The sequence below is a fragment of the Streptomyces sp. M92 genome (assembly GCF_028473745.1).
Lineage (GTDB): Bacteria > Actinomycetota > Actinomycetes > Streptomycetales > Streptomycetaceae > Streptomyces.
Genome location: NZ_CP101137.1, coordinates 1472746 through 1490052 on the forward strand (window position 1 = coordinate 1472746; position 17307 = coordinate 1490052).

General features: G+C 71.2%; 20 protein-coding genes, 1 tRNA gene and 1 pseudogene. 10 read left to right on the plus strand and 12 right to left on the minus strand.

Annotated features, from left to right (window positions below):
* Window positions 1–13: 13 nt before the first annotated feature.
* A complete protein-coding gene (locus M6G08_RS06585; RefSeq protein WP_272586252.1) occupies window positions 14–1297 on the minus strand; it encodes an MDR family MFS transporter in 1284 nt (427 codons plus the stop codon).
* A gap of 203 nt (window positions 1298–1500) precedes the next feature.
* On the opposite strand from M6G08_RS06585, the gene M6G08_RS06590 reads away from it, so the two are divergent.
* Both M6G08_RS06590 and M6G08_RS06595 read left to right on the plus strand, forming a co-directional pair.
* Window positions 1501–2262, plus strand: coding sequence for a phosphoglyceromutase (locus tag M6G08_RS06590; RefSeq protein ID WP_272586253.1), 762 nt, complete (start codon window positions 1501–1503; stop codon window positions 2260–2262).
* 560 nt (window positions 2263–2822) lie between these two features.
* Window positions 2823–3041 carry a hypothetical protein gene (locus tag M6G08_RS06595; protein ID WP_272586254.1) on the plus strand — a complete coding sequence of 73 codons (219 nt, stop codon included), beginning with the start codon at window positions 2823–2825 and terminating at the stop codon, window positions 3039–3041.
* 30 nt (window positions 3042–3071) lie between these two features.
* Here the strand turns inward: M6G08_RS06595 and M6G08_RS06600 are convergent, their stop codons facing one another.
* Window positions 3072–3554: a hypothetical protein gene (locus tag M6G08_RS06600; protein ID WP_272586255.1), complete on the minus strand. Its 483-nt coding sequence runs from the start codon at window positions 3552–3554 to the stop codon at window positions 3072–3074.
* An 86-nt stretch (window positions 3555–3640) separates the two neighbouring features.
* Entirely contained in the window at window positions 3641–4081 is a 441-nt protein-coding gene (locus M6G08_RS06605) for an ATP-binding protein (RefSeq protein WP_272586256.1), read from the minus strand.
* Window positions 4082–4274: 193 nt separating this feature from the next.
* Between M6G08_RS06605 and M6G08_RS06610 the strand changes: the two genes are divergently transcribed.
* Window positions 4275–5033, plus strand: a complete 759-nt coding sequence (locus M6G08_RS06610) for a GntR family transcriptional regulator (RefSeq protein ID WP_272586257.1) — start codon at window positions 4275–4277, stop codon at window positions 5031–5033.
* 201 nt (window positions 5034–5234) lie between these two features.
* Here M6G08_RS06610 and M6G08_RS06615 read toward each other — a convergent pair.
* Window positions 5235–5366: pseudogene (locus M6G08_RS06615) on the minus strand (mycothiol transferase); the annotation flags it as partial.
* A gap of 158 nt (window positions 5367–5524) precedes the next feature.
* A complete protein-coding gene (locus M6G08_RS06620; protein WP_272586258.1) occupies window positions 5525–7132 on the minus strand; it encodes an MFS transporter in 1608 nt (535 codons plus the stop codon).
* Between the two features lie 153 nt (window positions 7133–7285).
* On the opposite strand from M6G08_RS06620, the gene M6G08_RS06625 reads away from it, so the two are divergent.
* Window positions 7286–7621, plus strand: a complete 336-nt coding sequence (locus tag M6G08_RS06625) for an ArsR/SmtB family transcription factor (protein ID WP_272586259.1) — start codon at window positions 7286–7288, stop codon at window positions 7619–7621.
* Between the two features lie 67 nt (window positions 7622–7688).
* Here the strand turns inward: M6G08_RS06625 and M6G08_RS06630 are convergent, their stop codons facing one another.
* Window positions 7689–8249: a DinB family protein gene (locus M6G08_RS06630; protein WP_272586260.1), complete on the minus strand. Its 561-nt coding sequence runs from the start codon at window positions 8247–8249 to the stop codon at window positions 7689–7691.
* A gap of 150 nt (window positions 8250–8399) precedes the next feature.
* Here M6G08_RS06630 and M6G08_RS06635 point away from each other — a divergent pair.
* Window positions 8400–8474, plus strand: a tRNA-Trp gene (locus tag M6G08_RS06635).
* 12 nt (window positions 8475–8486) lie between these two features.
* Here the strand turns inward: M6G08_RS06635 and M6G08_RS06640 are convergent.
* The 5 genes from M6G08_RS06640 to phoU all read right to left on the minus strand — a co-directional run bounded on the left by M6G08_RS06640 (window position 8487) and on the right by phoU (window position 11327).
* Window positions 8487–9356, minus strand: a complete 870-nt coding sequence (locus tag M6G08_RS06640) for an AraC family transcriptional regulator (RefSeq protein WP_272586261.1) — start codon at window positions 9354–9356, stop codon at window positions 8487–8489.
* A gap of 124 nt (window positions 9357–9480) precedes the next feature.
* On the minus strand, window positions 9481–9852 hold the full coding sequence (locus M6G08_RS06645) for an SCO4225 family membrane protein (protein ID WP_272586262.1): 372 nt from the start codon (window positions 9850–9852) through the stop codon (window positions 9481–9483).
* A 124-nt stretch (window positions 9853–9976) separates the two neighbouring features.
* Entirely contained in the window at window positions 9977–10225 is a 249-nt protein-coding gene (locus tag M6G08_RS06650) for an SCO4226 family nickel-binding protein (protein ID WP_272586263.1), read from the minus strand.
* Between the two features lie 116 nt (window positions 10226–10341).
* Window positions 10342–10527, minus strand: a complete 186-nt coding sequence (locus M6G08_RS06655) for a hypothetical protein (protein WP_272586264.1) — start codon at window positions 10525–10527, stop codon at window positions 10342–10344.
* Between the two features lie 110 nt (window positions 10528–10637).
* The gene (gene phoU, locus M6G08_RS06660; RefSeq protein ID WP_073729698.1) at window positions 10638–11327 is read right to left on the minus strand and encodes a phosphate signaling complex protein PhoU; all 690 of its coding nucleotides are present in this window, start codon (window positions 11325–11327) and stop codon (window positions 10638–10640) included.
* Window positions 11328–11549: 222 nt separating this feature from the next.
* On the opposite strand from phoU, the gene phoR reads away from it, so the two are divergent.
* The gene (gene phoR / locus M6G08_RS06665; RefSeq protein WP_272586265.1) at window positions 11550–12821 is read left to right on the plus strand and encodes a two-component system sensor histidine kinase PhoR; all 1272 of its coding nucleotides are present in this window, start codon (window positions 11550–11552) and stop codon (window positions 12819–12821) included.
* A gap of 5 nt (window positions 12822–12826) precedes the next feature.
* Window positions 12827–13498 (plus strand): two-component system response regulator PhoP, encoded by a 672-nt coding sequence (gene phoP, locus M6G08_RS06670; RefSeq protein ID WP_466747773.1) that lies wholly within the window; start codon window positions 12827–12829, stop codon window positions 13496–13498.
* Between the two features lie 124 nt (window positions 13499–13622).
* On the opposite strand, the gene M6G08_RS06675 is transcribed toward phoP, so the two are convergent.
* Complete coding sequence (locus M6G08_RS06675) at window positions 13623–14351, minus strand: copper chaperone PCu(A)C domain-containing protein (protein WP_272586267.1); 729 nt, start codon at window positions 14349–14351, stop codon at window positions 13623–13625.
* A gap of 666 nt (window positions 14352–15017) precedes the next feature.
* On the opposite strand from M6G08_RS06675, the gene M6G08_RS06680 reads away from it, so the two are divergent.
* The 3 genes from M6G08_RS06680 to ispF all read left to right on the plus strand — a co-directional run bounded on the left by M6G08_RS06680 (window position 15018) and on the right by ispF (window position 17085).
* Window positions 15018–15500, plus strand: a complete 483-nt coding sequence (locus tag M6G08_RS06680; RefSeq protein ID WP_003953493.1) for a CarD family transcriptional regulator — start codon at window positions 15018–15020, stop codon at window positions 15498–15500.
* Window positions 15501–15782: 282 nt separating this feature from the next.
* The gene (gene ispD, locus M6G08_RS06685; RefSeq protein ID WP_443048748.1) at window positions 15783–16583 is read left to right on the plus strand and encodes a 2-C-methyl-D-erythritol 4-phosphate cytidylyltransferase; all 801 of its coding nucleotides are present in this window, start codon (window positions 15783–15785) and stop codon (window positions 16581–16583) included.
* Entirely contained in the window at window positions 16573–17085 is a 513-nt protein-coding gene (ispF, locus tag M6G08_RS06690; protein ID WP_272586268.1) for a 2-C-methyl-D-erythritol 2,4-cyclodiphosphate synthase, read from the plus strand. The genes ispD and ispF overlap by 11 nt, the downstream gene beginning before the upstream one ends.
* Window positions 17086–17307 lie beyond the last annotated feature (222 nt).

The window sequence follows — 17307 nt, forward strand, 5'->3', positions numbered from 1 at the left end:
GGGGCGGCGCCGGTCAGGTGGGTGTGACCTCGGCGGTCTTCGCGGGCGAGGGCGTGCCGGGAACCGTCTCCGTGCCCGCGGCGTCCTCCCGCGGCAGCCCCCGCATGAGCCCCCAGTACCCGGCCGCCGCCACCGTACCGACGACGGCGCACACGCCCCACAGCCACTCGGCGCCCCAGCGGTCGATGACGAACCCGGACATCAGCGGGGCGACGAGGGAGGCGACCGCCCAGGACATGGTGTACATCCCCTGGTACCGCCCGCGCCCTCGCACGGGCGACAGCCGCACGACGAGCCCGGTCTGGGTCGGCGCGTTGACGATCTCGGCCAGCGTCCACACGCACACGGTCAGCGCGAACACCGCGACCGACCCGGCGAAGGCGGTGAGCCCGAACCCGTACCCGGCCAGCAGCGCCGAGCCGACGAGCAGCAGCCGCGGGTCACGGTGCTCGATGAACCGCGTGACCGGGATCTGGAGCACGACGATCAGCACCCCGTTGACGGCGATCGCCATACCGAAGTCGGCGGGCGTGAACCCCGCCTCGCCCATGGCCACCGGCAGCCCGACGTAAGCCTGCTGGAAGATCAGGGCGATCAGGAAGGACAGCCCGACGACCCCCATGTACCGCCCGTCGCGCAACACGGTCCCGAGCGAGACGGGAACCTCCGTGGCACCGGAAGCCCCGTTGACGACGTCCTCCTGCGGCCGGGACTCGGGCAGCTTCACGAAGACGAGCACGGCGCACACGAGCGTCATCCCGGCCTCGATCAGGAACCCGGCGAGATAGCTGTACTCGGCGATGAACCCGGCCGCCATGGAGGAGATCGCGAAACCGAGGTTGATGGCCCAGTAGTTGAGCGAGAAGGCGCGGATACGGTCCTCGGGCCGCACGATGTCCGCCATCATCGCCTGCACGGCCGGCCGGGAGGCGTTGCTCGCCATGCCGACCAGGAAGGCGACGGCCGCGATGGCCACCGGGTCCCGCACGAAGCCGAGCAGTGCGACGGACAGCGCGGTGGAGACCTGCGCGACGAGCAGCGTGGGCCGCCGCCCGAGACGGTCGGCCATCACCCCGCCGCCCAGCGAGGAGACGACCCCGCCGAGCCCGTGCAGCGCGGCGACCAGACCGGCGTACGAGGCGGAGTACCCGCGGTCGATGGTCAGGTACAGCGCCATGAAGGTGGCGACGAAGGCGCCGAGCCGGTTGACCAGGGTGCTGGTCCACAGCCACCAGAACTCGCGGGGGAGCCCGGAGACGGACTCCCGCACGGCACGCCTGACACCGGTGACGGACATGGGACCCCCGAGAAGACTGTGAGCGGCGAAGACTGTAAGCGGCTGAGCTGTAAGTGGCTGAGCCGGGAAGCACGTCTTACGTGACGTACGAACAACCTACGAAAGCGCCGGTACGGGAGCCACTCGATTAACACTTCCCGTCAACCGTCCGCGCCTCGGGCGCCCCGCGCGGCCGGTGCGCGGGTTCGATTAGGCTCGGAAGCATGGCCGACGCACCGTACAAGCTGATCCTCCTCCGCCACGGCGAGAGCGAGTGGAACGAGAAGAACCTGTTCACCGGCTGGGTGGACGTCAACCTCACCCCCAAGGGCGAGAAGGAGGCGACGCGCGGCGGCGAGCTGCTCAAGGACGCCGGCCTGCTGCCCGACGTGGTCCACACGTCCGTCCAGAAGCGCGCGATCCGCACGGCCCAGCTCGCCCTGGAGGCCGCCGACCGCCACTGGATCCCGGTCCACCGCCACTGGCGCCTGAACGAGCGCCACTACGGCGCCCTCCAGGGCAAGGACAAGGCCCAGACCCTCGCCGAGTTCGGCGAGGAGCAGTTCATGCTGTGGCGCCGCTCCTACGACACCCCGCCGCCCGCCCTGGACCGCGACGCCGAGTACTCCCAGTTCTCCGACGCCCGCTACGCGACCCTCCCGCCGGAGCTGCGCCCGCAGACGGAGTGCCTGAAGGACGTCGTCGGCCGCATGCTGCCGTACTGGTTCGACAACATCGTCCCCGACCTCCTCACCGGCCGCACGGTCCTGGTCGCCGCCCACGGCAACAGCCTGCGCGCCCTCGTCAAGCACCTCGACGGCATCTCCGACGCCGACATCGCGGGCCTGAACATCCCGACGGGCATCCCGCTGACGTACGAACTGGACGCCGAGTTCAAGCCGCTGAACCCGGGCGGGACGTACCTGGACCCGGACGCGGCCGCGGCGGCTATTGAGGCTGTCAAGAACCAGGGCAAGAAGAAGTAACCCGAACTGATCAGGGCCCCTACCTGCTGTTGCTCGCGGGTAGGGGCCTGTTCCTGTGCTGGGAGCGTCGACGGGTGAGGCGTGAGGCGTGGGAAGAACTCGCGGTCACGGAGACCGCGCCCATGACACGGCCCTTCACTCCCATCCGTCCGCGTGTCCGCTGCCGGCCTGCCCTCACGGCAACCGCTCTCGCCATCACGGTGCTTGCCGTGCTGCGCGAGCGAGGGGCCGAGTGGCGGTGGGCGTGCCGTCACCGCTGAGGAGCCTTTCACGGTGACGAAGCCAAAGGGGAGTGGGGCCGTCGGGGCGCTGCCGAGCGAATGCGTCGCGCCGAGCGCACCATGAAAGCAGCACAAGGAGGGCGCGCCATGAGCAGAAGACACCGCGCTCGAGGGCCGCAGTGGGGACCGAGCGCCCCACAAGATCCCGGACCGCCGCCGAGTGGATGGCCGGCACCGCCGCCGCAGGGTCCGCCGCCCGCAAGCTCCTACCGAGCCCGGTCCGGCCTGCCGCCGGGAAAGCGGCGCAGGGTCTTCCCCTGGGTCTTCCTGGCCGTTCAGGTGCTGTTCCTGGTCTGGGTGATCGTAGGCGCGGTGAGCGGCAGCGAGACGCCCGCTGCGTGCAGGGGCCTGACAGGCGACGACCTCACACTGTGCGAGGACGCGGGCGACGCCGGAACGGTTGTCGGCGCCGGACTCGTCATCGGGCTGTGGGCGGCGACGGACATCATCCTCGGCTTCACGTACCTGGTGTTCCGGCTCGCCCGACGACGTACCTGACCTGAGGGCGCTCGCGGCGTTCCGTGGCTTTTACGTCCACGGCTTGATGACTTCTGAGGGGGCTTCTGGGGCCGGCCACACTTGGATGCGGACCTTCTCGGTCGTCTCGGGGCCGTCGTCGGAGTCGACGTCCGCTTCAATGGCCCGTGCCAAGTTGCTCCGGGACGCGCGAACGCGGTTCCAGCCCGGGAGGACCTCAAAAGCCGCCGCTTCCGGCGCGTAGTCCGTGCATCCCTGAACCGACAGTCGCCCCCGCGACACATCGAGGCTGGCTTCCACGACGTGGTCGAACTCGGAACTGTCATCGTCGGGTTCCTGGGGGAGGAGAGCGACCGTGACGGACACGTGGACGTTCACGGCGGTGCCGATGCCCAGTGCATTCCGTGCGACCGCCAGGTGATCGGCAACGGCCTGGGGTGTCCACGCGTCGCTCAGGTCACCGTCTGAATCCGCGTCGGACACGTGGAGCTGGAAGTAGTCGGCGAAGAGGGTGAGCTCCGTGGTCTCTGTCATGGCGGCACACTGACATGAGGCACTGACAGCGCTTGAGTGCCGGCTCGGACGTGCGGCAACCGTGCCGATCGCTACCGGCCGCGTTCTCACAGGGGCCAGACACCGGCCAACTCGAAGGAGACCACCGTCCCGCCGAAACGGCTGCGCCCGCAGTGCCACGAGTCGGCGATGGCGTCGACCAGGAGCAGCCCACGCCCGTGCGCGTCGTCGGAGTCGGGGCACCTCAGCCTCACGTCGTCCGGGAGCCCCGGGTTGTGCACCTCGACCCGGAGGGCGCTCCCCTCGCGGAACCACTCCACCCGCACGACCCAGGGCTCGTCGTCCGACCGGCCGTGAAGGATGGCGTTGGTCACCAGCTCCGAGAGCAGCAGTACGCAGTCGTCGACGGGGCGGGCCGGCTCGTAGGGGGTGATGAACTTCCGGAACCAGTGTCGAGCCCGGGGTACGGATTCCGCGACGGGGGGCAAGGTCATCGCGCCGAGGCGCGGCGACTCTTCACAGGGGGAGCGGTCGATTGTGTAGGCCATCGGCGGGCAGCACCTCTCGCTTCAGAGGCCCCGTGTGGCCTCTCTATACATCTCACTCTGGAGCAACATCTCTAGAGACGTCAATCGAAACGCGAGAAGAGGCCGCCGCCCGGAGTCGACGGCTACGCGCAGCGAGCGAACGCTCAACCTGTGGCCTAAGGTGTCTAGAGAAGAGAGGGAGGAGACCTGCGGGATGGCCCACGCCGAAGACGACCCTCGGCCCAAGTACCAGCGGATCGCGGACACTCTGCGCGAGGCGATCCGGGCGGGCCGGTACGGTCCTGGTGATCGGCTTCCGGGGGAGAACGACCTCATGTCCACGCACGGCGTGGCACGCATGACGGCACGCCAGGCGCTGGGCGTGCTACGGGACGAGGGCATCGCCGAAGCCCGCAAAGGAGCCGGCGTGTTCGTCCGCACCTTCCGCCCGCTCCGGCGCCGCGGCATCCAGCGACTGGCCGAGCAGCAGTGGGGCAACGGCCGTTCCGTCTGGTCGGCGGAGATCGAGAACCGGTCCCTCGAGGTGGATCGGCTCACCGTGTCCGAGGAGCCCTCGCCCGACCGCGTCGGCGCGGTGCTGGGCCTGGCCGACGAGGAGCCGGTGTGCGTGAGGCGGCGTCGCTTCGTCCTGGACGGCAAGCCCGTCCTGCTCGCGACGAGCTACCTGCCCATGTCCCTGGTCGCAGGGTCCGCGATCACCCAGGAGGACACCGGGGAGGGCGGGACGTACGCCCGGCTCGCCGAACTCGGCCACAAGCCGGTGCACTTCCGCGAGGAGATCCGCTCACGCATGCCGACGAAGGACGAGGCGACACAGCTGGGCATGTCGGCGGGCACTCCGGCCATCCTCATCTGCCGTACCGCGTTCACGGTCGAGGGTCGCTCCGTCGAGGTCAACGAGATGACGCTGGACGCGGCGTCGTACGTATTGGAGTACGACTTCGACGCCTGAGCGCGAGCGCGGCCGGCCGGCGTGTCTGGCCCCGCCGCACGTCGGTTGCGTGGTCGGCGCTGGCAGGTCTCTCTTGGCCATCGACGAAGCCCGGCCGTCGGTTGGGTCCCGGGTTGTCCCCGGGCCGCCCCCAGACAGGACCGGGGATGCAGCTGCTCTAAGGAGCTGGACACCTCGGAAGCCGACCACGCGTTCAGGACACTAGCCGCGACCACTGACATTGATTCTGATACTCAGGTTCCGGTGGTCGCCGTCCAGGGACTCGCGGATGATGTCGGCATGGCCCGCGTGCTGGGCGGTCTCGGCGATGATGTGCAGCAGCACGCGGGTGCCGTCCCAGCTCACCGTGGCCTCGCACCCGTTCCCGGCGTGCACCAGGGCGGTGCGGACACCGTGCAGGCCCAGTTCGGCGGCGAGCAGCATGCCGGCCCGCCGCCGACGACCGCGAGACCGAAGTGCTGTGTCGGGGACATGAAGGGGTCCTCTTCCCGCTACGCCTTCGTGGCCGCGCGCCCGCCGCGCCGCCACAGGGCGACCACGGTGAGGAACAGCACGAGGCATACGGCTGCCAGGGCGTACAGGAGGGTGTCGAAGGCGGAGTCGTAGGCGCCGGTGAGGAAGCCGGCGAAGCGGTCCCGCTGGTCGGCCGCGACGCTTTCGGCCGCGGCGGCGAGGTCGCCGCCCGCCACCTGGTTGGCGATCCGGGTGGGGCCGTCGGCGCCCGGGAAGCCGTCGATGCCGGTGCCGATCTTCGCGCCGAGCGCGGTGGCCAGCATCGAGCCGTATACGGCGACGGCGACGGCCTCGCTGCCGAGGCGCAGCGTGTTGAGGAACCCCGCCGCCATGCCGGCCTTCTCGGGGGCGACGTTCTCCAGGGCCTGGCCGTCCACGAGCCCGGCGGACAGGCCCATGCCGGCGCCGGTGACCAGCATCGGCAGGGCGACGACGGCGAGGGCGACGTCCGGGCTGAACAAGGTGAGCGCGATGTCGCCGACGACCAGGCAGGCGAGGCTCGCGTACAGCAGGCCCAGCGCGGGGACTCCCCGGGAGACCAGCTTCGCGGCGAGCATCGGGCAGACGAACACCGGCAGGGTGAGCAGCACCATGGCCAGACCGGCGCTGCCACTGGTGTAGCCGCCGACGGCCGTCAGGTACGTCGGCAGGTACGTCAGCATCGTCACGAACCCGAAGGACGCGGCGACCGGGACCAGGCACAGCGCGAGGAACCGGGTGTTGGCGAGCACGCTCAGATCCAGCATGGGATGGGCGCGGCGCTTCTCGACCGCGGCGAAGACGGCGAGGACGACGACCGTCCCGGCGAACAGGCCGAGCACTCCCGCGCTGCCCCAGCCCCACTGCGAGCCCTGCACGATGCCGGTGGTCAGCAGCAGCATGGCGACGACGAAGAGCGCGCTGCCGGCCAGGTCGACACGGACGCCGGTGCGGCGCTGCTCCGTCACCGAGCGGATGATGGCGGGCACGGCGAGCAGCACCAGGCCGAGGGCCACGGCGTGCAGGGCGAAGACCCAACGCCAGCCGAGGGTCTGCACGAGCACACCCGAGAGGGACGGGCCGATCGCGACGCCGATGCCCGCGACCGTGCCGAAGAGCGCGAAGGCCCTCGCGCGGGCCGGGCCGGCGTAGACGGTCGACAGGATCGCGCTGCCGCACGAGAAGATCGCGGCGCCGCCGAGGCCGGCCAGGCCGCGGGCCACGTCGAGGAGCAGCACGTTCCCGGCGAGGGCGCTGCCGAGCGAGGCGACGGCGTAGACGGCGGCGCCGGCGGCGAACGCCCGTACGCGGCCGATGATGTCGGCGATCGAGCCCCAGGCGAGGGTGAAGCAGGCGAATGCCACGTTGAAGGCGTTGACGACCCACTGGAGCGGGACGAGGCCCGCCTGGGTGTCGGCCCCGATGCCGGGCAGGGCGACGGCGGTGCCCGAGATGGAGGTGGGGACGACGAAGACGGCGAGCAGGACGGCGGCGAGCGTGAGCGTCTGCCGGGGGGCGGCCGGCGGGGGAGCGGAGGCGGGGCCGGCGGCGTCTGCCGGGGCGTCGGGCGTGGACGCGGAACCGGCGGGCTCGGTCTCTGTGGACATGCGTGGGCACTCCGATAAAGGTTCGGTTTTGATCGAACCTAAAGGTGGCACGCGGTGTAGGTAGGATGCAAGTAGAACCTCCCCTGCGAATCAGCCCGACCCGCCCCTGGGCGCGCCGTACCCGGGTACGCCCCCGATAGAGGAGCCGCCGCCATGCCCGACGCAGAGGGACACCCCTCACTCGAAGAGATGCACCTGCGTTCCGTGATGAACGCCCTCTCGGACCCGCTGCGCTACGAGGTCGTCTCGGTCCTCGCCCATGCCGCCGACGACGCCGAACGGCACTGCTCGTCGTTCGGCCTCCCCGTCTCCAAGTCGACGCGCAGCCACCACTTCCGCGTCCTGCGCGAGGCCGGGCTGATCCGCCAGGTCGACCGCGGCAACAGCCGGATGGCGCGGCTGCGCGCGGACGACCTGGAGACACGGTTCCCGGGCCTCCTCGACCTGATCAGGAAGAACCCGCCGCAGCCTCGCGCCGGTACATCCTGACGCGGAGAGCGCGCGATCGCGGCCTCTCACCCGCGCGCGCCGCAGGTGAGAGGCGTACCGCCGGGCGTCAGCCCATGCTCTTCGCGCCGTCCAGGGACTCCCGGATGATGTCGGCGTGGCCCGCGTGCTGGGCGGTCTCGGTCATGATGTGCATCAGCACGCGGCGGGCCGACCACTGCGCGTCGGCCTCGAACCACGGGGCCTTCGGCAGCGGCCACGCGGCGTCGAGGTCGGGGAGGGTGGCGACCAGGTCGTCGGTGCGGTCGGCCACCTCGGCGTAGGCGGCCAGTACGCCGTCGAGCGTCTCGCCGGGCAGCATGCGGAATTCATCGGTCCGCTTGGCCCAGTCGGCCTCGGTCATAGCCGTGAAGTCGCCCATCGCCGACGGGCCCTCCAGGATGAAGTCCACCCAGCCCCGCTCGACCGAGGCCACGTGCTTGATCAGGCCGCCCAGGCACAGCTCGCTGGCGGTGGTCCGGAGCCCGGCCTGCTCGTCGGTGAGGTCGCGGGTGGTGAAGCGCAGGAAGTGCCGGTGCTTGGCCAGCGTTTCCAGCAGGTCGGCGCGCTCACCGGTGAGGGCGGTCGTCGCGGTGGTCGCCTCGCGGGTGGTCTGCTCGTTGGAGGTCATGGTGTGTGTCCGCCTTCCGGGGTTCCTGCTCCGTCGGTGTAGGCACACGTTAAGAAGTATTGAGGACAGATCATGTCCTACTTCGCGGCGGGCCGCCTGCGAATCTCGCGCGACCGTCCCGCCCTCGGCCGATACGATCGCGGCCAAGGGCGGGACGTAGCGCAGTGGTCGACGCGAGCGGTCTCCAGAACCGCGAGGACGCCGGTTCGAATCCGGTCGTCCCGCCCCCCCGGGGACTTACGCGGGCTCCACCGGGAGCCACAGCTCGCAGGTCGCCGTCGAGAAGTCCTCCGCGCGGTCGAGGACGGCGACGATCGAGGGGCCCGGGCGCAGGCGCCACGGGTTGGACGGGAACCACTCGGTTGCCGTGGCCGCCCAGGTGGTCTGGAGGGTCGCCGGGTACGGGCCCGAGCTGCGGAAGACCGCCCAGCGGCCGGCCGGGACCACGATGGCGTCGAGGTCGTCGGGGGCCGGGGTGGCCCGGGTGACGGCGACCCCGTGCAGGTAGGTCAGTTCGCTGCCCTCCGGGCTGTCGGGCTCCAGGTCGTCGCAGACCTGGAGCAGACCCGCGGGGTCGGTGTCGCTGAGGGATTTCAGGCGGGCGTGCTCCTGTGGGGGCAGCGCGGCGATGTGCTGCTGGATGTGCGGGTTGACGCCCTCGTGGATCAGCGGGACGCGGGTCGCGTGGCCGATCAGGCGGAAGGCGGGGCGGTCGGCGAAGCGGGTGTCCATGGGGGTGCTCCCTTCGACGGTCAGGCGGAACCTGAGCTGCGGCTGTGTCTGAAGGGGGCCTCCGTCACGGCGTACGTCACGCGCTGCGGCACCGTGGACCGCCCGGAACGCACGTCCGAACGCCTCCGTGGAGCCGTAACCGTGCCGGACGGCGATGCTCAGCAGGTCGTCCTCACCGCGTACGACGTCGGCGGCGGCGACCGTCATGCGGCGCCGGCGCACGTACTCCGACAGCGGCATGCCCGCCAGGGACGAGAACATCCGGCGCAGGTGGTACTCGGTGGTGCCGAGCGTTCCGGCCAGTGCGGGGACGTCGAGTTCCTCGGTGAGGTGTTCCTCGACGAGGTCGACGAGCTTGTTGAGTGCCGAGATCACGAGGCCTCCTTTCGACATCCACCGTGGCAGGGGGCGGGGGCGCGCTTCCCGATCGTCGTGGTCCGGTTCGGTCGGGTGCGGGAGGGCGCGGGATCAGGCGGCGGTACGGGTTGTCGCGGCCGGCTCACCTCGCCGTCGTCAGCCGCCCCCGGCGTCGGCCGCGCAGGCCCTCCCACGTCGCCCCCAGGGCCAGCGACTGGACCAGGGCCGACAGCACGATGCCGCCGATGAAGAACCAGGTCGGGGCCTCGCCGCCCCAGACCGACTCGCCGAGCCAGGCCACGAAGCCGAAGGCCGGGAAGGTGAAGAGGGCCGGCCAGATCCAGATGAGGGAGGCGTCGGGGCTGGTGGCGAAGAGGGGCGTCAGCGCCGCAACCGCCATCGCGCCGCCGACCACGGCGAGGTAGGCCGCCGAGACGCGGTTGGCGACCGTCAGGCGGGTCAGGCGAGTGAGGGTCGTGAGGGTGCGTATGCGGGTGGTGCGGGTGGCGTTCATCGGGTTTCGGTCTCCCCGGAGGTCGCTTTCCGGCTGGGTGCTCCCGGCCTGGACGTGTGTGTCCAGGGTCGGGCGGGAGCGGCCTCCGGGGCCTGAGTACCCGTACTCAAAGTGGAGACCGGACCTAGACCGTCAGCGGGACCTCGTGGATCTCGTCCGCCTTGTGGCCCGCGCGTTCGTGGACGCGCTGGACCGCGTCGGCCGACGGGCCCTCGGAGAGGCAGTAGACCGTGCCGGAGGCGGGGTCCGCCCATGCCCGCTCGAAGTGGACGTTCTCGTCCTTCTCCAGGGCGAGGTCCGCCTGGTGGGCACGGTGGAGCTGGTCCGCGGTGATGCCGTGCATGCCGTGGTGCACGTCCATGAAGCGAGCCATGGCCTCGCACCTCCTTCAGGAGCGGCTTTCCTGCTCCTTCCAGGGTGCGCGCGCACGGCGGCCGGGGCGAACCGGCCGCCGTGCCCGTCGCGTGTGCCTGCGCCGCTAGCGCACCGTCAGCCGCACTGGCAGGGACTGCCCGACTGGCAGCCGCAGCCGCAGCCCGAGCCGCAGCCGCAGGCGGCCAGCAGGGGCAGGGCGCGCGGCTCCGGGGGCTGCTCGGTGGGGCGCTGCCGGGTGGGGTCGGGCTGCTTCGTGCCGGGAGTGCCGGGGGTGCCGGGCGTGCTGGGGGAAACGGGCATGGTTCCTCCTGGAGGCTGGTGTGCCTCGGTCCATTGCACGCCCGGGGTGGCAGTCGCATCAACGGCGCATTGGGGTGTCCGCGCGCGCCCCCGGCGGGAACCCGGTGGGCTCAGGCGCCCTCGGCCTGGGTCGTCGGCTGGATGTCCGGCTGGAGCTCGTCCGCGTGCTCGCCGGTGACCAGGTAGACGACCCGCTTGGCGACCGCGACGGCGTGGTCGGCGTAGCGCTCGTAGTAGCGGCCGAGGAGCGTGACGTCCACGGCCGTCTCGATGCCGTGCTTCCAGCGGTCGTCCATCAGGTGCTGGAAGAGGGTGCGGTGCAGGAGGTCCATCGCGTCGTCGTCCTGCTCCAGCTGGAGGGCCAGGTCGACGTCCTTCGTGATGATCACCTCGGCCGCCTTCGCCATCAGGCGCTGCGCGAGCTGGCCCATCTCCAGGATGGTCGCGTGCAGGTCGTGCGGCACCGCGCGCGCCGGGTAGCGCAGGCGGGCCAGCTTGGCGACGTGCTGGGCCAGGTCGCCCGAGCGCTCCAGGTCGGCCGACATCCGCAGCGAGGTGACGACTATGCGCAGGTCGGTGGCGACCGGCTGCTGCCGGGCCAGCAGGGTTATCGCCCGGGCCTCCAGCTCGTGCTGGAGCTCGTCGACCTTCTGGTCGCCCTCGATGACCGTCTCGGCCAGCTTCAGGTCGGAGTCGAGGATCGCGGTCGTGGCGCGTCCGATCGCCGACCCGACCAGCCGGGCCATCTCGACCAGACTGTCGCCGATCGAGTCAAGTTCCTCGTGGTACGCGTCCCGCATCAGGGTTCCCTCTCGTACGTCCGTATGGGGGGCTCGCTCCGGTTCGCGCCGGCTCGGACCCCTTGCCGTGCCCCCACGCTTACACGTTCCGGCCCGTACGCGTCCGTTTCCGGCACCACAAGTGAATCGTCCCTGGCTCCAAGGTGAACTCTGGGCGACGAGTGTTCGAGGTCGCAGGCCGAGGGCTGGGGCGGGGTACTCCGGCGTGCCTAACCTGGAGACATGGACGTGAACGCGGCGGTCGCCGCAGCGGCTGCGATCGCCGGAGTGCTCACCGGCGTCATCGCCATGCTGGCGTTCCGCTGGAGCGAGCGGGAGCAGAAGCGCCCCACGCGCACCTCGCTCCACACGGACCCCGTGCTGCCGCCGGGTGTGGACACCGTCCTGTCGGTGCTCCGGTCCTCCGCGGTCGTCCTCGACGAGGCCGACGCGGTGGTCAAGGCCAGCTCGGCGGCGTACGCCCTCGGACTGGTCCGGGGCGGCAAGCTCGCCGTCGAGCCGATGCTGCAGATGGCCAGGGACACCAGGCGGGACGGGGAGATACGGCAGGTCGAGCTGGACCTGCCCAGGCGCGGGAACGGGCGGGGCGAGGCCCTGGCCGTCTCCGCGCGCGTTGCGCCGCTCGGATCGCGGCTGGTGCTGCTGCTGGTCGAGGACCTCACCGAGGCCCGGCGCATCGAGGCCGTACGGCGCGACTTCGTCGCCAATGTGAGCCATGAGCTGAAGACGCCCGTCGGGGCGCTCTCGCTGCTGTCCGAGGCCGTCATGGACGCCTCCGACGATCCGGAGGCCGTGGAGCGGTTCGCCGGGCGGATGCAGATCGAGGCCACCCGGCTCACCAACCTGGTGCAGGAGCTCATCGACCTGTCCCGGGTGCAGAACGACGACCCCCTCGACGACGCCGAGCCCGTCCGGGTGGACGAGCTGGTCGCCGAGGCCATCGACCGGTGCCGGCAGGCGGCCGGCACGAAGCAGATCACCATGGCCGCCGGAGGTACGGCGGATCTGCACGTACGCGGCAACCGCGGCCAGCTCGCCGCGGCGCTCGGCAACCTCGTCGAGAACGCCGTCAACTACTCGCCCGCCCGCACCCGCGTCGGCATAGCCGCCCGCCGCGTGGGCGCACCCGGCGGCGACCTGATCGAGATCGCCGTCACCGACCAGGGGATCGGCATCTCCGAGAGGGACAAGGAGCGCGTCTTCGAGCGCTTCTACCGCGTGGACCCGGCCCGTTCCCGGGCCACCGGGGGCACCGGTCTGGGTCTCGCGATCGTCAAGCACGTGGTCGCCTCGCACGGCGGGGAGGTCACGGTGTGGAGCGCCGAAGGCCAGGGCTCCACCTTCACGCTGCGGCTGCCGGAGTCGGGCCCCGCCCGCGACCGCGCACCGCGCAACCCCGACCGCGCCGGGACCGGCGACGAGACCGAGCGGTCGTCCTCATCCCCCCACACTTCCCCGTACGAAACGCTTCCCGCCCCGGAGGTCCTTCCGTGACCCGTGTGCTCGTCGTCGAGGACGAGGAGTCCTTTTCCGACGTCCTGTCGTACATGCTCCGCAAGGAGGGCTTCGAGGTCGCCGTGGCGACCACCGGCCCCGACGGACTCGACGAGTTCGAGCGCAACGGCGCCGACCTCGTCCTCCTCGACCTGATGCTGCCCGGCCTGCCGGGCACCGAGGTCTGCCGCCAGCTGCGCGGCCGATCGAACGTCCCCGTGATCATGGTGACGGCCAAGGACAGTGAGATCGACAAGGTTGTCGGGCTGGAAATAGGGGCCGACGACTACGTCACCAAGCCCTTCTCCTCCCGCGAGCTGGTCGCCCGCATCCGGGCCGTACTGCGCCGGCGCGGTGAGCCGGAGGAGGTCGCGCCGGCCGCCCTGGAGGCCGGTCCCGTCCGCATGGACGTCGACCGGCACGTGGTGACCGTGGGCGGCACCAAGGTCGACCTGCCGCTGAAGGAGTTCGACCTGCTGGAGATGCTGCTGCGCAACGCCGGCCGGGTGCTGACCCGCATGCAGCTCATCGACCGGGTGTGGGGCGCCGACTACGTCGGTGACACCAAGACCCTCGACGTCCACGTCAAGCGGCTGCGCGCCAAGATCGAGCCCGACCCGGGCGCGCCGCGGTACCTGGTGACGGTGCGGGGGCTCGGGTACAAGTTCGAGCCGTAGAGCGGCCGGCGCGTCGGCGCCCGCGGCGGGTACGGAAAAGGGCGGGGCCTCCGGAGAGGTCCCGCCCTTCTACGTCGCTTCGTTGCCTACGAGGTCGCTCCGTACGAGTCGCTCCGTACGAGGCTCAGTGGCCGGCTTCGGCGCCGGTGCCGGTCTCGGCGCCCGTGCCGGTGTCCTCGGAGGTGCCGTCCGTGGCTGCTCCGGTCGCGCTCGCCTCGCCGGACGGCTCGCCGGTGGCGCCCTCGGTGCCGGTGGCCGACTCGTCGTCGGACGGGGCGCCCGACTCGTCCTGCGAGGGCTCGGCCGACGCGCCGGGCACCGCCGGGACGTCGCTCGGGCCCCACTCGGAGAAGTAGCTCTCGGCCGGGACGACGAAGGCCTCCAGGCTCACCTCACCGGTCTTGCTGAAGGTGAAGGTGATCTTCTGCGCGTTGCCGTCCTGGATGGCCTCGCGGCTGCTGGGCAGGACGGCGGAGGCGTTGCCCTCGCCGCCGAGGACCAGGGAGCCGCCGGCCGGGACGGTCAGGCCGCCGTCCGCGCCCTTCTTGCCCTCGGCGGGCTTCAGCTCGGCGGACTTGTCGGTGCCGTCGACGGTGATGGACTCGAGGGTCTGGTCCGTCCTGCCGTTGTTGAAGAAGGTGGCGGAGACCACGGCCGGGCCGGTCGACTCCAGGTCGGGCTGCGTGATGACGACCGCGTTCTGGATCTGGATGTCACCGACCGTCGTGGCGGCGTTGTCCGGCTTGATCTCCAGCGTCTGGGCGTTGTGACCGGCACCGCACGCGGCGAGCGAGGCGATCGAGAACGCGATGGCGGCGGCGGCGAGGGCACCGCGTCGAAGGCTGCTGCTCACGGCGGCGGCAACTCCTTGGACTCGAGCGAGGCGGCGGCAACGGATAAAGCCGCCCTAAGTGACTGTCAGCGGCTTCAGGCTACCGAGCCGTTCCCCGGCGTCCGCACCCGACCCTCCCCGAAGGCGGCCCGCTTCGCCCGGCAGGCGGCAGGACGGGCGGCGCGGCGGCCTCCCCGGCGGGTAGTGCGACGGGGCGCCGGCGGACCGCTTCGGACATCGTTTTGCGGCCCGCACTCGTCCGCCATTCACATAAGAAGCCGTCCGCCATACCGGTCGCCGATGGGTGCGCGAATTTTCCGTGAAGGAATGCGCGGACGGACAGGAAATTGATCATCCGGTGGCCGGCCGGGGTGGCCTGTGATCAATTCCGGAATCGGCCGGAACCCCGTCCCGGCCCCCGAACGGAGTAGCGGAAGTCGCACGCGTGGAACCGGACATATGGGGCTGTTCGGGCAGGTGGGAGGGTCTCCGGATGTGTGTGACGTGCGCGTTTCGCCCTGCCGGAAGAGCCGCTCCGACCTGCGAATTCTTTCTTCCGCTCGCCCGGCGCAGCACGTTCATGTTGCTGTTGTCAAGCCCCGAGATATGCCCTGACCTGCGAAAACGCCATTCAGAAGACGCCGTATCCGTGTTACCCTGGATAGCCACGGAAGGGGTACCTGTCACATGACGTTCAAGGTTGGCGACACCGTGGTCTATCCCCATCACGGGGCCGCGCTGATCGAGGCTATCGAAACTCGCCAGATCAAAGGCGTGGACAAGACCTACTTGGTGCTGAAGGTCGCCCAGGGCGATCTGACGGTACGTGTGCCAGCGGACAATGCGGAGTTCGTCGGCGTGCGTGATGTGGTCGGTCAGGACGGACTGGACCGGGTCTTCGAGGTGCTGCGCGCGCCGTACGCCGAGGAGCCCACGAACTGGTCGCGTCGTTACAAGGCAAACCTGGAGAAGCTCGCCTCCGGCGACGTCATCAAGGTCGCGGAAGTCGTGCGCGATCTGTGGCGCCGGGAGCGTGAGCGCGGACTCTCCGCCGGTGAGAAGCGCATGCTCGCCAAGGCCCGCCAGATCCTGGTGAGCGAGCTCGCTCTCGCGGAGAACACCAACGAGGACAAGGCGGAGGCCCTGCTCGACGAGGTGCTCGCCTCCTGACGCGTCTCCCGGGGCGGGACGCGGGTAGGCGTCCGCCCGGCTCAGCGCACTGAAATGCCGCGGTGCCCGATGACATCTTCACTGTCGCCGGGCGCTGCGGCATGTTCGTACCCGGACGTCGTCCTCGTACGATCAACCCGGGGGACCCGTCCCCCGGTCCTGGCGTGCCGGGCCCGGGCTGCTGGCTCGACCGGGGTCACGGAAGGGTCCGGTCAAGGCGTCGCGCCCGGCACGGTGAGGCCATACCCAACTAGGTCGAGCACACAAACCTGACAGGAACCGATGTCTGACGAATCGCGTCCCTCGCCCGCCGACACGGCCGTTGAGATGTCCGCCGACGCGGCTGCCGACACCCGTGTGAACATCCGGACCGCGGCCGTCATTCCGGCCGCCGGCCGGGGCGTACGGCTCGGCCCCGGCGCCCCGAAGGCCCTGCGCGCGCTGGGCGGGACGCCCATGCTCATCCACGCGGTGCGGGCCATGGCGGCCTCCCGCCGGGTCTCCCTCGTCGTGGTCGTCGCCCCGCCCGACGGCGCGGCCGAGGTCAAGAGCCTGCTCGACGCGCACGCGCTGCCCGAGTGGACGGACTTCCTCGTCGTGCCCGGGGGCGAGTCGCGGCAGGAGTCCGTACGGCTCGGGCTCGACGCGCTGCCGGACGAGTACGACATCGTCCTCGTGCACGACGCGGCCCGGCCGCTGGTGCCGGTGGACACGGTCGACACCGTGATCGAGACCGTCCGGGAGGGTGCCCCGGCGGTGGTGCCGGCGCTGCCGCTCGCCGACACGGTCAAGCAGGTCGAACCGGCCACGGTGCCGGGCGAGCCGGAGCCGGTGGTGGCCACGCCGGAGCGGGCGCGGTTGCGTGCGGTGCAGACGCCGCAGGGGTTCGACCGGGGGACGCTGGTGCGGGCCCACGGGACGGTGACCGAGAACGTCACGGACGACGCGAGCATGGTCGAGCAGCTCGGATTGACCGTGGTGGTCGTGCCGGGGCACGAGGAGGCGTTCAAGGTGACGCGGCCTCTCGACCTGGTGCTCGCGGAGGCGGTGCTGGCGCGCAGGAGGCTGAACGATGGGTTCTGAGGGTTCGGTGGCGGGCGGGGGCGTCGTGCTGCCGCAGGTCGGGATCGGGACGGACATCCACGCCTTCGAGGACGGGCGCGAGCTGTGGTGCGCCGGACTGAAGTGGGAGGGCGAGGGGGCCGGGCTGGCCGGGCACTCCGACGCGGACGTCGTGGCGCACGCGGCGTGCAACGCGTTGTTCTCGGCGGCGGGACTCGGGGACCTCGGGCAGCACTTCGGTACCGGGCGGCCGGAGTGGTCCGGGGCGTCGGGGGTGACGCTGCTGACGGAGGCGGCGCGGATCGTGCGGGCGGCGGGGTTCCGGATCGGGAACGTCGCGGTGCAGGTGGTCGGGCCGAGGCCGAAGATCGGGAAGCGGCGGGACGAGGCGCAGGGGGTTCTGTCGGAGGCGGTGGGGGCGCCGGTGTCCGTGTCGGGCGCGACGACGGACGGGCTGGGGTTTCCGGGGCGGGGGGAAGGACTGATGGCGGTGGCCACGGCGTTGGTCGTACGGGTGGGTTGAACCGGGGGGGGGTGACCCGGCCCGGCGTTGTGCCCGGTGCCCGGTGCCCGGTGCCCGGTGCCGGGCGTGCCGTATCGCGGGGCTCCGCCCCGCACCCCGCCAGGGGCTCCGCCCCGCACCCCGGCCTGTGCCCACCCGACCACCCGGCTCGGTCGGCCAAGAGGCGAGCGTCGCCTCCCGGCCCGGTCGGGCGAGGGGCGGGCGTTGCCTCCAGCTCAGTCG